At 75.1% G+C, this 14,090-nt stretch carries 13 protein-coding genes; 9 read left to right on the forward strand and 4 right to left on the reverse strand.

From position 1 onward, the window contains the following. On the forward strand, positions 1 to 935 hold a 935-nt coding region (locus ACWERV_RS33225), incomplete at its 5' end, for a discoidin domain-containing protein (protein WP_452940259.1). Between the two features lie 96 nt (positions 936 to 1,031). Here the strand turns inward: ACWERV_RS33225 and ACWERV_RS33230 are convergent. Beyond that, positions 1,032 to 1,709, reverse strand: a complete 678-nt coding sequence (locus tag ACWERV_RS33230; protein ID WP_452940261.1) for a TetR/AcrR family transcriptional regulator — start codon at positions 1,707 to 1,709, stop codon at positions 1,032 to 1,034. Positions 1,710 to 1,835: 126 nt separating this feature from the next. Here ACWERV_RS33230 and ACWERV_RS33235 point away from each other — a divergent pair, with 126 nt between their 5' ends. From ACWERV_RS33235 to ACWERV_RS33250, 4 genes are all read left to right on the forward strand, one after another. Continuing rightward, positions 1,836 to 3,365 carry an MFS transporter gene (locus ACWERV_RS33235; RefSeq protein WP_452940263.1) on the forward strand — a complete coding sequence of 510 codons (1,530 nt, stop codon included), beginning with the start codon at positions 1,836 to 1,838 and terminating at the stop codon, positions 3,363 to 3,365. Positions 3,366 to 3,483: 118 nt separating this feature from the next. After that, positions 3,484 to 4,116, forward strand: a complete 633-nt coding sequence (locus ACWERV_RS33240; RefSeq protein WP_452940265.1) for a GNAT family N-acetyltransferase — start codon at positions 3,484 to 3,486, stop codon at positions 4,114 to 4,116. 178 nt (positions 4,117 to 4,294) lie between these two features. Continuing rightward, positions 4,295 to 4,939 carry a TetR/AcrR family transcriptional regulator gene (locus ACWERV_RS33245; protein WP_452940267.1) on the forward strand — a complete coding sequence of 215 codons (645 nt, stop codon included), beginning with the start codon at positions 4,295 to 4,297 and terminating at the stop codon, positions 4,937 to 4,939. Between the two features lie 173 nt (positions 4,940 to 5,112). Beyond that, on the forward strand, positions 5,113 to 6,636 hold the full coding sequence (locus ACWERV_RS33250) for an MFS transporter (protein WP_452940269.1): 1,524 nt from the start codon (positions 5,113 to 5,115) through the stop codon (positions 6,634 to 6,636). A gap of 57 nt (positions 6,637 to 6,693) precedes the next feature. Here the strand turns inward: ACWERV_RS33250 and ACWERV_RS33255 are convergent, their stop codons facing one another. Beyond that, positions 6,694 to 7,149, reverse strand: a complete 456-nt coding sequence (locus tag ACWERV_RS33255) for a DoxX family protein (protein ID WP_398175634.1) — start codon at positions 7,147 to 7,149, stop codon at positions 6,694 to 6,696. A 230-nt stretch (positions 7,150 to 7,379) separates the two neighbouring features. Between ACWERV_RS33255 and ACWERV_RS33260 the strand changes: the two genes are divergently transcribed. After that, positions 7,380 to 7,850, forward strand: a complete 471-nt coding sequence (locus ACWERV_RS33260) for a helix-turn-helix domain-containing protein (protein ID WP_398175632.1) — start codon at positions 7,380 to 7,382, stop codon at positions 7,848 to 7,850. A gap of 202 nt (positions 7,851 to 8,052) precedes the next feature. Continuing rightward, entirely contained in the window at positions 8,053 to 9,456 is a 1,404-nt protein-coding gene (locus ACWERV_RS33265) for an MFS transporter (protein ID WP_452940271.1), read from the forward strand. Positions 9,457 to 9,516: 60 nt separating this feature from the next. On the opposite strand, the gene ACWERV_RS33270 is transcribed toward ACWERV_RS33265, so the two are convergent. After that, positions 9,517 to 10,491 carry a class I SAM-dependent methyltransferase gene (locus ACWERV_RS33270; RefSeq protein ID WP_452940273.1) on the reverse strand — a complete coding sequence of 325 codons (975 nt, stop codon included), beginning with the start codon at positions 10,489 to 10,491 and terminating at the stop codon, positions 9,517 to 9,519. A gap of 78 nt (positions 10,492 to 10,569) precedes the next feature. Between ACWERV_RS33270 and ACWERV_RS33275 the strand changes: the two genes are divergently transcribed. Continuing rightward, the gene (locus tag ACWERV_RS33275; protein ID WP_452940274.1) at positions 10,570 to 11,229 is read left to right on the forward strand and encodes a helix-turn-helix domain-containing protein; all 660 of its coding nucleotides are present in this window, start codon (positions 10,570 to 10,572) and stop codon (positions 11,227 to 11,229) included. A 7-nt stretch (positions 11,230 to 11,236) separates the two neighbouring features. Here the strand turns inward: ACWERV_RS33275 and ACWERV_RS33280 are convergent, their stop codons facing one another. Next, a complete protein-coding gene (locus ACWERV_RS33280) occupies positions 11,237 to 13,243 on the reverse strand; it encodes an LppU/SCO3897 family protein (protein ID WP_452940276.1) in 2,007 nt (668 codons plus the stop codon). Positions 13,244 to 13,471: 228 nt separating this feature from the next. Here ACWERV_RS33280 and ACWERV_RS33285 point away from each other — a divergent pair, with 228 nt between their 5' ends. Continuing rightward, positions 13,472 to 14,029 carry a COG4315 family predicted lipoprotein gene (locus ACWERV_RS33285; RefSeq protein WP_452940277.1) on the forward strand — a complete coding sequence of 186 codons (558 nt, stop codon included), beginning with the start codon at positions 13,472 to 13,474 and terminating at the stop codon, positions 14,027 to 14,029. Positions 14,030 to 14,090 lie beyond the last annotated feature (61 nt).

A 14,090-nucleotide genomic window follows, 5' to 3' on the forward strand; every position in this document is an offset into this window, starting at 1 on the left:
CCACCGACGGTTCGAGCTTCAGCACGCTGTCGGCCTCCGCGGCGCGCACGTTCGACCCGAGCGCGAACAACAACACGGTGGACATCACCTTCCCCGCGGCCACCGCGCGCTACGTCCGGATCAACGTCACGGCCAACTCCGGCTGGAACGCAGCCCAGTTGTCGGCGCTCCAGGTCTTCCCGAGCGGCGGCGGCACCAGCCCGACGTCGGCGTCGCTCGCGGCCAACCCGTCCTCGCTCACCTTCGCCACGCAAGCTCCCGGCACCACCAGTGCCGCGCAGAACGTGACGCTGACCAACACCGGCTCCGCGGCGGCCGCCATCTCCTCGGTCGCGGTCTCCGGCGACTTCTCGCAGACCAACACCTGCGGCTCGTCGCTCGCGGCGAACGCCAGCTGCACGGTCGCGGTGAAGTTCGCCCCGACCGCGTCCGGCGCCCGCTCCGGCACCCTCACCGTCACCAGCAGCGCGACCAACAGCCCCACCACCGTGGCCCTTTCCGGCACCGGTACGGGCTCGGCCAACACCAACCTGGCGATCGGCCGACCCACCAGCGAGTCCAGCCACACCGACGTCTACCCGTCGTCCAACCTGACCGACGGCAACCAGGCCAGCTACTGGGAGAGCGCCAACAACGCCTTCCCGCAGTGGGCGCAGGTCGACCTCGGCTCGGCGGCGAGCGTCAGCAAGGTCGTGCTCCAACTGCCCGCCGGGTGGGGCGCGCGCAACGAGACGCTGTCGGTGACCGGCAGCACCGACGGTTCCAGCTTCAGCACGCTCAAGGCGTCCGCGTCCTACGCGTTCACCCCGGGCGCGAACAACACCGTCACGATCACCTTCCCGGCCGCGACCGCGCGCTACGTGCGGGTCACGGTCACCGCCAACGACGGCTGGCCCGCGGCCCAGCTGTCCGAGCTGCAGGTCTGGAACGCCTGACCGTCCAGCCTGCATGACGCACGGTGCCGCCGGGTGCATGGGACCCGGCGGCACCGTGCGTTCTCCCCTCTTTTCGCGTCTTCCGTGCGGCGCGCCTCAGCCGCGGCGGTGGGCGCGCACGACGAGATCCGCGGTCCGCGCGGCGATGCGCCCGTACTCCTCCTCCGGCAGCGGCAGGGTGCCGTGCAGCGTGGCGACCCGGCCCTCGGTGGCCAGCAGCAGCACGAACTGCTGCGCGGTGACGGCCGGTTCGGGCACGTCGAGATCGCCGTCGCGGTCCCGGTCGGCGAGGTACGCGGTGAGGTCGTCGACCGTGCGGCGGGGGGCGTTGGCCCGCCACAGCTCCTGGAGCCGCGGATGCCGGGCGAGTTCGGCGATCGTCATACGGTGCAGGGCCGCCGCCTCGGGCGCGAGCACCGCCCGCAGGACGCGCACGCCCGCCGCCGTGAGGTCCGCGTGCGGGTCGCCCGTCGCGGGCAGCGGGCTGCGCCAGGCGTCCGGGGTGTCGCCGAGCAGGCCGCCCGCCGCCTCGGCCGCGGCGAGGAAGAGCGCCTCCTTGTCGCCGAAGTGCCCGTAGACGGTCTGCTTGCCGACCCCCGCGGTCGCCGCGATCACGTCCACACTCGCCCCGGCGTAGCCCTCGCGCAGGAAGACGGTGAGCGCGGCCCGCAGGATCGCCGCGCGCTTCGCCTCGCTGCGGCGCCGCGGCCGCGCGCCGCCGGGAGCCGGGGGGGCGGGTTCGGGTGCGGACGCTTCGGACGCGGGTGCGGGCATGGTCCGTATCGTACCCCCCTTGCGAGACGGAACTGTTCCGTCTAGTTTGACGGAGCGCCGCGCCGAGACGAGACCGTTCAGTCTCGTCGACCCGGTCCCGTGCGCGTCCAGGAGGAGGGGGTTCCTTTGCCACGTCAAGCCGCATCCGGGTCCGGGGCCGAGGCCGTATCCGGCTCCGAAGCCGTACCCGCGTCCGCGTCCGCGTCCGATCCGCCCGGCGGACGGGGATCCCCGCAGGTCACGGCCCGGCGCGGGCGGACCGCCGCCGTCGCCGTCGTCATGCTCGCCGTCGCCATGGACCTGGTGGACACCTCCGCCGTGAACGTCGCGCTGCCCTCGCTCCAGTCCGGCTTCGGGCTCGGCAGCGCCGGGGTGCAGTGGGTCGTCACCGGCTACACGCTGCCGCTCGCCGTGCTGCTCGTCGCGGGCGGACGGCTCGGCGACCTCCTGGGCTACCGGCGGGCCTTCCTCGCCGGCACCGCCCTCTTCCTCGCCGCCTCGCTGGCCTGCGCGTTCGCCCCCGGCGCCGGGGTGCTCATCGGCGCCCGGACGGCCCAGGGCGCGGCCGCGGCGCTGATGGTGCCGCAGGCCACCTCGCTGCTCCAGCTCCTGTACGCACCCGGTGAACGGGCCCGTGTGATGGGCCTGTTCGGGGCGCTCGCCGGTCTCGCGGCCGCGTTCGGCCCGCTCGTCGGCGGCGCGCTGCTGCGGCTCGACCTGCCCGGCGCGGACTGGCGGCCCGTCTTCCTGCTCAACGTCCCCGTCTCGCTCGCCGCCCTCGCCGCGGGCGCCGCCCTGCTCCCGCGCGGCGGCGCCCCGGCCCCCGTACGGCACGACGTGCGCGGCACCGCGCTCGCCGTCACCGGGACCGGGCTGCTCGTCCTGCCCCTGGTCCAGGGACCGGAGCTGGGCTGGCCGCTGTGGTGCCGGCTGTCGCTCGCCGCCTCCGTGCCCGTCCTGGCGCTGCTCGTCGCCGACCAGCGCGGGCGCGGGCGGCGCGCACCCGGCACGACGCTCGTGGACCCCGCGCTCTTCCGGCACCGCTCCTTCCGCTCCGGGCTGCTGCTGAGCCTGCTCATGGAGGCCGTGATGGGCGGGCTGATGATGTGCGTGACGCTCACCCTCCAGGACGGCCTCCGCCTGCGCCCCCTCGAAGCCGCCCTCACCACGCTGCCGCTGGTCGCGGGCATGGTGGTGGGCGTCGCGGCGCTGGCCGAGCCGCTCGTCCCGCGCCTCGGCCGGCACGTCGTGACGGCGGGCTGCGTGCCGCTCGCCGCCGGGACGGCCGGGCTGGCGTGGGTGCTGCACCACTACGCCGGGGGCACGCACGCCTGGCAGCTCGCACCGCCGCTGCTGGCCACGGGCGTGGGCCTCGGCACGATCATGGGCCCGCTCTTCGCCATCACCCTCCAGCACGTCGCCCCCGCGCAGGCGGGCTCGGCGTCGGGGGTGCTGGAGTCCGTCGAGCAGCTGGGCGGTGTGCTCGGCGTCGTCTCGGTCGGCTCCGTCTTCCTGCACCGCGCGGCCGCCCACGGCTACGTCCCCGCCTTCACCTGGGCGGCCGCGGCCGCCCTCGCCGTCCTCGTCCTCGCGGCCGCGGCGATCCCCGCGCTGCCGCGCCGCTTCCGCAGCGAGGAGGAACTGGGCCTGGAGTAGGCCCGGCCCCGGAGCGGGGGGGGTGAGCAGCCGTGGGCCGGACCGGTCAGGAGGGGGCGGCCCGGCCCGCGGCACACACCCCGCACCCGCCTCCCCCGGTTCGTTACGCTCCTCCCCCATGGGACGGACGCTGCGCGACATCCTGGACGACGCGGCCCGCGGGACGTTCCCGGCGGCCGACGGCGGGACGACGGTCGTGCCGCAGCACGCCGAGCGCGACGCCGGGGTCATCGCCTTCACCGCGCACGCGGTCGTCTTCACCGACGAGGACCCCGCGTGGGTACGGGCGCGGCTCGCCGCCACCGCGTGCGACCCGCTGGCCGCCGCGCTGCACCCGCGCTTCCTGACCGCGCTGCTCGACCGCACCGGCCGCCGTACCGACACGATCGACCTGCTCACCGTCGCGTCCCCGCTGCCCGGCCCGCCGCTGGTCCGGCTCACCGAGATCGACGACCCGGCGCACCCGCGGGTGGCCCGCGCGCTGGAGCACCGCGACGGCGTACGCGTCTGGGCGGCGGACGGCGGCGTGCTCGTCCTCGGCCGCGGGGTCGCCGGGCGCTGGGAGGCCGCGGTCGAGGTGGACCCGGACGCGCGCGGGCGCGGGCTGGGCGCCGCCCTCGCGACCGCCGCCCGCCATCTGGCCCCCGCCCCCGTGTGGGCCCAGCAGGCGCCCGGCAACGCCCGCGCCGTCCGCAGCTTCCGCGCCGCGGGCTTCCACCCGGTCGGGGCGGAGTCCCTGCACGTCCGCTGAGGCAGGCGGGCAGGCAGAGAGGCAGGCACGCACGCAGGCCGCGACACGGTGGCGTGACGCAGGTCACTTTCACGGCGGGAAATATCCGGGGACTGCCTCCCCGTTACATGCACGTGAATGAAAATCCGGGGAGCACTTCCCCGGTTCGCCGAGACGGACGTGGAAGGAGGTGACCGGCGTGACCACCGTGGCAGAACCGAACGAGGCCACCGCGGGTCGTCCCGCCCGCACCGAGGAGGCCGCCGGGGGGAGCAAGCCGCACCGGCCGCGGGCCGACGCGGTACGCAACCGGGAGCGGATCGTCGCCGCCGCGCGGGACGCGTTCGTCGAGTACGGGCCCGAGGCGCCGCTCGACGAGATCGCCCGGCGCGCGGGAATCGGCAACGCGACCCTCTACCGGCACTTCGCCGACCGCCACGCGCTCGCGCACGCCGTGCTGCTGAGCGTCGTGACCCGCACCGCGGACAGCGCGGCGGCGGAGACGGCGTCCGCGGCCGGCGGCGAGGACGCGTACGCGGCCCTCGGCCGCTTCGCGCACGCCGCCGTCGACGAGAACGTCGGCGCGCTGTGCGGGCTGCTGGTCGGCCGCGCCGACGCCCCCTCCCCCGAACTGACCGCCCAGAAGGCGCGGTTGGAGTCGGCCCTCGACGAACTCATGGCGCGGGCCAGGAGCGGCGGCGCGCTGCGCGCGGACGTCACCCGTACCGACCTGATGGTCGTCCTGTCCCGCCTCACCCGCCCCCTGCCCGGAATCGACTGTCCGGGCGACGACGTCCACCGCCACCTCCAGCTCTTCCTGGACGGCCTCACGAACCAGCAGTGACCCGCACCACCCCCAGCGGGCGCGACGGAGCGCCCGGCCACCGGCCGACCCCCTGACGCGAAGCCCGACGCCGAGCGCCCAGCCCTTCCTTGCCTTTTTCACCCGCGGCCCACCGCACGAGCGGCGCGGACACCGCGGGCACACACCGCACGCGTACCGAAGTGGATACCCTCATGCCCGAAACAGCCGTCCAGGCCGATCCGCGGCGCTGGAAAGCGCTCGTCTTCATCTCCCTCGCCCAGCTGATGGTCGTGCTCGACTCGACCATCGTGAACATCGCCCTGCCGAGCGCCCAGCACGACCTCGGCATATCCGACGCGAACAAGCAGTGGGTCATCACCGCGTACGCGCTCGCATTCGGCGGGCTGCTGCTCTTCGGCGGCCGCATCGCCGACCTGTGGGGACGCAAGCGCGCCTTCGTCACCGGCCTGACCGGCTTCGCGCTGGCCTCCGCGATCGGCGGCGCCGCGACCAACGAGGCGATGCTGCTCACCTCGCGCGCCGCGCAGGGCGTCTTCGGCGCACTGCTCGCGCCCGCCGCGCTGTCGCTGCTCGCGACGACCTTCACCGACGCCAAGGAGCGCGCCAAGGCCTTCGGCATCTTCGGCGCCATCGCGGGCGGCGGCGGCGCTGTCGGCCTGCTGCTCGGCGGTGTGCTGACCGAATACCTCGACTGGCGCTGGACCTTCTTCGTCAACGTCCCCTTCGCGGTGATCGCCGCGCTCGGCGCCTACTTCGTGATCCGTGAGCCGGCCGGCGGCCGCAACCGCTCGCCGCTCGACCTGCCCGGCGTGCTGCTGTCCACCCTCGGCCTGGTCTCCCTGGTCTACGGCTTCACCCGCGCGGAGAGCGCGGGCTGGGCGGCGGCCTCCACGATCGCGCTGCTGGTCGGCGCGGTGGTGCTGCTCGGGTCCTTCGTCGCCGTCGAGTCCCGGGTGCGCTTCCCGCTGCTGCCGCTGCGCGTCGTCGGCAACCGCAACCGCGGCGGCGTCTACGCCTCGCTCGCACTGGCCATCATCGGGATGTTCGGCGTCTTCCTCTTCCTCACCTACTACCTCCAGGTCGTCCAGGGCTACTCGGCCGTCCGTACCGGCTTCGCCTTCCTGCCGATGGTCACCGCCTTCGTGATCGGCTCCACCCAGATCGGCGCCCGGCTCGTCAACCGGCTCCCCGCCCGCGCCCTGATGGCCCCCGGTTTCGCCACCGCCGCGGTCGCGATGCTGTTCCTGACCCGGCTCGGCGTCGGCTCCTCCTACCCGGGCGTGATCCTGCCGGGCCTGGTGCTGCTCGGCCTGGGCATGGGTACGGCCTTCATGCCGGCGATGTCGCTGGCCACCTCGGGCGTCGAGCCGCGTGACGCGGGTGTGGCGTCGGCGATGGTCAACACCTCGCAGCAGGTCGGCGGCGCGATCGGCACCGCGCTGCTGAACACGATCGCCGCCTCCGCGACCACCACCTACCTCGCCGCCCACCACGCGGCGACCCCGGCGGCCGCGAAGCTCACGCAGTCCCACGCCCTGGTCCACGGCTACACCCACGCCATCTGGTGGGCCTTCGCGATCGAGGCCACCGCGGCCCTGATCGCCCTGACCGTGGTCCGCGCCCCCCGCCCGTCCGCCGTCCGCATCGCCTCCAGCGCGGACACCCCGTCCGACGACAGCGCGAAGGCCGACCAGCTCCCGATGGTCGTCCACTGACCTCAGCCATGGAACCGCCCCCGCAGCGCCTTGCTGCGGGGGCGGTTCCGTTTCGGGTCAGGCGGCCTCCGGGGCTCGGTCGGGGTCGGGGGCGGGGGAGCGGTGGGGGAGGCGGGCACGGGCGAGTTGCCAGGCGCCGGGGCCCGCCACCGCGATGAGCAGCAGGCTCCAGCAGAACATCGCGGCCGCCTCGCCGCCGTTCTCGATCGGCCACAGGGCGCGCTTCTGGTGCACGGTGAAGTACGCGTAGGCCATCGCGCCGGAGCCGAGGACGGCCGCGGCGCGGGTCGTCCGGTCACCGGAACCCGCGCAGACGAGGATGCCGGTGACCAGCTGGATGAGGCCGGCCCACCAGGACGGCCAGGCGCCCGCGTTCGGCTGCCCGCCCTCCGGGCCGCCGAACATGCCGAGCACGGTGGACGCGCCGTGGCAGGCGAAGAGCAGCCCGACGACGATGCGGTAGAGGGATAAGACGTAGGGGCGTGCGGTGTCGATCCGCTTGTCGAGATCCAAGGTGTGCTCCTTAGGTGTGGGGGGAGCAAGCGGTGCCGGTACGGCGCTGGGCGCCGCCCCGGCAGCTCGACATACGGGCCGGACGGCGGGTTTGTTCACCACAAAACGAAATCCCTCCCATCCGCCCCGCGGCCCCCTCCGTTTCCGGCCATCACAGCCGCCCGGCGAGGGGGCCACTCTTTCGGGCGATCCGGTGGACGGGGTGTGCGTAGTGGTGCGAAGCTCGGCCCATGACTGAGCCATTGGCCGCGCCGCCCGAGGGTCTGCTGATCAAGCAGGCCCAGTTGGAGATGAAGATCTCGCAGCGGGAGGCCGCACGCCGGGCCCGGATGAGCGAGGCGCGCTGGCGCCAGCTCGTGTCCGGTTACCAGTTGGTGCAGCGCACGCATGTCGCCGTGCGCAGTCCCGACAAGACGCTGGCGCGCATGGCGCGGGCGGTCGGGGTCACCGCCGAACAGCTCTCCGGCGCCGGACGGGACGACGCGGCGCGGGCGCTGCGCGAGGTCGAGCAGGAGGAGGCGGCGGAGGCCGCGGCCGAGCTGGCCGCGGCGGAGGCTCTCGGGGACACCGGTCCCAGCCGGGTGGACGAGCGCTGGAACCTGGTCGAGGCCGTCCTGCGGCAGGCCCGCACCGGCCTGACGAAGGGCGAGTACGCGGTCCTCGCCGACCGCGTGACCTCGTACATGGCGCCCCGCGGCTGACGCACCGCCGCCCCGCGGCTGCCGTACGGCGGCGGTGCGCGGCCGCCCGGGAAAAGCGGCGGCGGGCCGTCACGGGCGCGTGCTAGCGTCGGGCGGGTAAGGTGCGGCGCCCGCTCGGCGGGCGTGCCGGGACTTCCGGCCGGCACGGCGGACCAGGGAAAACACGGTCCGTCTCGACTCTCAGCAGAGAGCGTGCTTCGCCGTGCCACAAAAATCCCGGGAGAGCCGGCGCCTCGGCGCCCGCGCCTGGACCGTCTTCCTGCTCGTCGTCGCAGCCGATGTGCTCGACCTCCTCAGTACCACCGTCACCAACCTCGCCGCCCCCGCGATCGTCCACGACCTCGGCGCGTCGGCGTCGCTCGCGCCGTGGCTGGGGGCGGGCTACACCCTCGTCCTCGGCTCGGTGATGATCGTCGGCGCGCGGCTCGGCGACCGCTTCGGCTGCCGCCGGGTCTTCCTCGTCGGACTCGCGGGCTTCACGCTGGGCTCGCTCGGTGCCGCGCTCGCCGGCAGCCCGTTCGCCCTGGTCGCCGCACGGGCCGCACAGGGCGCGTGCGGCGGCCTGCTCCTCCCGCAGGGCTTCACGCTGCTGATGCGGGTGGTGCCGCGGGAGTCGATGCGGGTCGTCTTCGGGCTGTTCGGGCCGCTGCTGGCCGCGTCCTCGATCAGCGGGCCGGTGATCGCGGGCCTGCTCATCGGCGCCGACCCGTACGGGCTCGGCTGGCGCTCAGTCTTCCTCGTCAACGTCGTGCTCGGTGTACTGCTGCTGGCCGCGAGCGCCGCGTGCCTGCCGCGGATCGCGGGCGACCCGGCCGTACGCATCCGGGCCGGGGCGGCCGCCGCGCTCATGGCGGGGCTCGGGCTGCTGCTCGCCGGGCTGGTGGACGGGGGTGCGGGCGGCTGGGGGCCGCGCGCGCTGTCGGCGGCCGGGGCGGGAACGGCGGTGCTCGCCCTGCTCGTGCGGCAGCAGTCGCGGACGGACCGACCGCTGCTGGAGCGCGGCCTGTTCACCAACCGCGGCTTCGTCGCGGGCCTGACCTTCGGGGCGTTGTTCTTCGCGACCGTCGCCGGCACCGCCTACGTCGTCGCGCTGTATCTGCAACAGCAGCTCGGCCTGGGCCCGTTGCGGGCCGCGCTGGTCACGGCGCCGATGTCGGTGGGCATCATCGCGGCCTCCTTCACCGTCCGCGGGCGGATCGCGACGCAGGGGCGGGCGGTCGTCACGGCGGGCGTCGCGCTCTTCGCCGCCGGGGTCGCCGCGATGGGCGTACTCGTCGCCGCCGGACCGGACCCGCTGCCCGCGGGATGGCTCGGCGGACCGCTGCTGGTGGCCGGGCTCGGCATGGGCTGCTGCTTCGGCGCGGTCTTCGCGGTGGCCCTCGGCGACGTGGAGCCACGTGAGGCGGGCAGCGCCAGCGGCGTGCTGAACGCGGTGCAGCAGCTCGTCACCGCGGGCGGCTCCGCCGGGGTCTCGACGCTCTACCTCGCCACCCGCGCGGGCGGCTCGGGCGGGGTGCTGCCCTGCCTGGGGCTGAGCCTCGCGGTCGCCGCGGCCTGCGCGGCGACCGTCCCGCTGCTCCCCCGGCAGGGCGCCGACGTGCACTGACGTATGACGTACGGGGGCCGGTGCCGGGCGGCGCCGGCCCCCGTACCGCGCGGCCCCGGGTCAGCTCGGGCGGCGGCCCGCGTGGACGGTGACGCCCATGAGCAGGTACGCGTCCGGGCGGTGCAGGATGCTCTCCGGGGAGTCGGGGTCGGTCAGGACGGCGAGGGTCTCGCGGTCGGACTCCGGCAGCAGCTCGCCGCCGACCTTGTCCCGGATACGGGTGAGGTGTTCGAGCAGGTAGTCACGCCCGGCGGGGGTGAGCGGCGCGGGCAGGTCCAGCAGGCACGTGAAGCTCGTGACGTCGGTGAGCCCGGCCGTCCGCAGCATGCCGGGCCAGTCCTCGACGACGGGCTTGCTGCCGGGCAGCTCGGCGCGCATCACGTCGAACCACTCCTCCTGCACGGCGTCCAGCCGCGCGGTGAGGCCCGGGGTGCCGCGGCCGATGTCGCGCGGCAGGAACCGCAGCGGCAGGCCGCCCTCCGCGACGGCGAGCACCCCGCCGGGGCGCAGCACGGCCGCGAGCGCGTCGAGGGCGCCCTGCTGGTCGCCGAGGTGGTGCACGGCCTTGCTGCTCCACACCAGGTCGGCGGGGCCGAGGTCGGCGGGCAGGCCGCCGTTCAGCTCGGCGGCGCGCACGCCGATCCGCCCCTCCAGGCCGAGACCGGCGGCGCGGGTGAGGGCGCGGTCGAGCAGCGGCTGCGAACCGTCGACGGCGACGGCCTCCGCGTCCGCGAACTCCTCCGCGAAGACGCAGGCCATGACGCCGGGGCCGCTCCCGACATCGAGCACCCGGCGCACCGCGTGCCCGGTGCCGGTGCCGTCGCCGTCCGCCTCGCCGGTGCCGTCGATCAGGGCGTGCAGGCGGGCGGCGACGTCGCGCAGGGCGGGGAGCTGGAGCTCGCCCGCGGCGACCAGGTGGTCGGACATCGCCTCCCAGTCGATCTCGGTGTCGTGTCCGTGTCCATGGCCGTGGCCGTGGCTGCCGTGGGGGTGACCGGCGCCGTGGCCGGGGGCGGTGTCGGTGTGAGGGCTCATGCGGGGCAGCGTGCACCCACGGCGTGCCGGACGGCAATTAATGTTGCCGTTTCCGGGACGGCGCGGTGGAATGCCCGTATGCCGATACCCGAGCCCGAGCCCGATCCCGCACTTGAGCCCGCGCACGACCACGCACCCGGAGAGCCGCCCTCCCACCGTGCCGTGCTCGACGAGGTCGGCCCGCGGCTGAAGCGGCTGCGGGCCCGGCGCGGTCTCACGCTGGCCGCGCTGTCGGAGACGACCGGCATCTCCAAGAGCACCCTGTCCCGGCTGGAGTCCGGTCTGCGCCGCCCGAGCCTGGAGCTGCTGCTGCCGCTGGCCGCGGCCTACCGCGTACCGCTCGACGACCTGGTGGGCGCCCCGGAGGTGGGCGATCCGCGGGTGCGGCTGACCCCGCGGTCGCTGCCGGGCGGTGGCACGGTCGTCCCGCTGTCGAGCACGCCGGGACCGCTCCAGGCGTACAAGATGCTCGTCCCGGCCCGCCCCGGCGAGCCGGACCTGCGCACGCACGAGGGCTACGAGTGGCTGTACGTGCTGCACGGGCGGCTGCGGCTGGTGCTGGCCGACCACGACCTGGTCCTCGGGCCGGGCGAGGTCGCGGAGTTCGACACCCGCGTGCCGCACTGGTTCAGCGGGGCGGACGGGCGTCCGGTGGAGGTGCTGAGCCTCTTCGGCCGCCAGGGCGAGCGCATGCACGTCCGCGCCCGCCCCAATCAGACACCGCCGGACAGCAAATGACGTACCGTCAGCGTTTGCGGTAGCACATCGTGTAGGCGAGCGACGGGTAGTCATTGGGCTTCCAGGTCGTCCACGGGTCGTTGCCGCAGAAGGACTTGGCGCTGTACTTGGCGGTGCGGCCGGTGACGATGACGTTCGCGGCCGAGCACGACACGGACTTCATGTGCGGCTGCGAATAGGTGCCGGTGAACTTCAGGCACTCGTTGAGCACCGCGTGCCCGGCGTCGTCCGGGTAGACCATCGACAGGCACAAGGTGACGTCGAGGTCGGAGCGGCCGGTGACGCCGAAGTGCTCGGACCAGTCGTAGTCGCGCAGGCCCTTGCACTTGGCGGAGCTGGTGGTGCCGGTGTAGCGCGCGAGGACGGTGAAGGCCCCGGTCTGGCAGTCGATCTCGTCCCAGTCGGTGGTGGCGCTCTGGCCGTAGACGCAGTCGCCGGACGTGGCGTGGTAGGCGGTGCCGTGCTCGTACTGGTAGCTCAGGCACAGCACCAGGTCGCGGCCGGGGTAGCCGACGTTCCAGTCGTCGCCGGGGAGCTTGTCGCAGCCGTGCGTGTCGCTCGTGCCGTGCAGCACCTCGACGGTCTTGAAGGTGCCCGACTCGCACAGGGCGGAGGTCAGTTCGGGGCTGGAGGCCGTGCCGGAGTTGTCGAAGCAGTCGCCCGTCACCGCGTCCGCGACGGGATCGGCGGAGGGCGGGTCGCTGGGCTCGTCGCTGCTGTAGTCGCCGCCGTCGGAGCTGCCGCTGTCCTCGTCGCTGCTGGTGTCGCCGGGCAGGGAGGGCATCGACGGCAGTCCGGACGCGGTCACCGCGGGCTTGGCGGCGGAGGACGAGGAGTCCTTCGTCCCGCTGGTCGCCACGCCGATGGCGACGACGACGGCCACGACCGCGACGATCGCCACCAGTTGGCCGTTCGTCGTACGCCACCACGGCTGACGCGCGGGCGCGGGCGGTATGCCCCCGCCGGGCGGCGGCGGGAAGCCGCCCGCGGCGAACCCGGCCGGTGCGCCCGGCGGTCCCGGCGGCATCCCCGGGCCCGCGGCCGGGCCGAAGCCGGGCGGCGGCGGCGCCATGGCGGGCGGCGCGGCGCTGTTCAGCCGCTCGGCGACCGTGTCGAGGCCGGGCCCGGCGGGCTGCGCGGCCAGGCAGTCGGCGACGATCGAGGCCAGGGCGGGGTCGGCGATCTGCGGGGCGGGCTGCTGCCAGCCGCCGCCCGCGGGAGCCGGCCGCCCGGTCGCCGCGAAGTGCAGCACCCGGCCGAGGGCCCGCACCGCCTCGGCGTCGGAGGGCACCGCGGCGATCGTGCTGCCGGGGCCGACCATGGGCTGGGTGATCCCGAAGTGCGTCAGCCGCGGTCCCTCGGGCGTCAGCAGCACCTGCGAGGGCTCGATCCCGGTGAGCTTGGCGCCCGCGGCCTGCACCGCGCGCAGCGCGTGCGCGAGCGCGAGGCCGATGTCCCGTACGGCGGCGGGCGGCAGCGGGCCGCTCAGGGCGGCGGAGGCGAGGGTCGGGGCGTCGGCGCTGCCGGTCGCGACCCACGGGACGTCGCTCTCGGTGTCGGCGGCGACGGGCGCGAGCGAGGGCCCGGTGATGCGGCGGGCGCTCTCCACGTCGCGGCGGAACTGCTCGCGGTAGTCCGGGTCGCCCGCCAGCCGGGCGTGCAGCACGGTCACGGTGGTCAGCCGCCCGTCCGGGCCGCGCCCGGCGAAGACCTGCCCGAGCCCGCTCGTGCCGAGCCTGCCCACCAGCTGATACGTCCCGACCTGGGCCGGGTCGCCGGCCTTGAGCGGTTCCATTGTGTTGCCCCCGTAGTGGTTCATGGCGCCCGCGGCCGGCGCTCGTACCGCGCCCCGCACGCCTGGGTCCTGCGACTGCCGGTGCGCCTGCCGGACGCCGTCCGGCGCGCCCCCGGAGTGGACACTGTGGCACTGTCCGCCCGGCGTGCGCCACTGCCGTACCGCCGCCGTACCGGTGCCGGAACCCGCCGTACCGGTGCCGGGACGCAGCCGCGACACGGCCGCGACATTCCCGCGCGACGGGCGGGCCGCGCCGGGCGCCCCGGCGGGTACTCCGGACGGCGCTCCCGCGTGGCCGGGTGCGCGGGGCTGGCGTGTAGTGGGCTCTGTGCGGCCCCCGCGGCCGCGCCGCCGCACCCCGCGCGTGCCCGCAAGCCCTCGCGCGCGGCCCGCCGTACCGCCGTACGGCACACCCCCACACCGTCACGACCGCCCGGAGGAAACGCCGTGAGGCTCCACGCCACCGCCACGACCGCCGTCGCCGCCGCCCTGCTCGCCGCCACCGCGACCGCCTGCTCCGGCAGCGGCAGCAGCAGCACGAGCGGCAGCCACGACACCGGAACCGCCGCCACCGTGACCGCGAGCCCCGCGGGGCAGGCGGCGCAGTCCGACCCCGCGACGGTGACCACCAAGGACATCTCGCCCTTCGGCAAGGTCCTGGTCGGCGGCGCCAAGAACCGCACGCTCTACCTCTTCCTCGCCGACAAGAAGAACCAGTCGACGTGCACCGGGGCGTGCGCGAAGGTGTGGCCGCCGCTGCTGGTCAACGGCAAGCCGACGGCCTCCGGCGGCGCGGACTCCAAGAAGCTCGGCACCACGAAGCGCTCGGACGGCGGCACGCAGGTGACCTACAACGGCCACCCCCTCTACCTCTTCGCCGCCGACACCGGCTCCGGCAACACCCGCGGCCAGGGCCTCAACAACTTCGGCGCCAAGTGGTACGTCGTGGGCACCGACGGCAACCAGATCACCAAGTCCGGCTCCTCCAGCGGCGGCGGCTACTGACCGGGCGGTGAGCGGCCGGTAGTGACCAACCCGTAGTGACCGGCCCGTCGTAACCTGGGCC

It is taken from the genome of Streptomyces sp. NPDC004031, assembly GCF_053604375.1.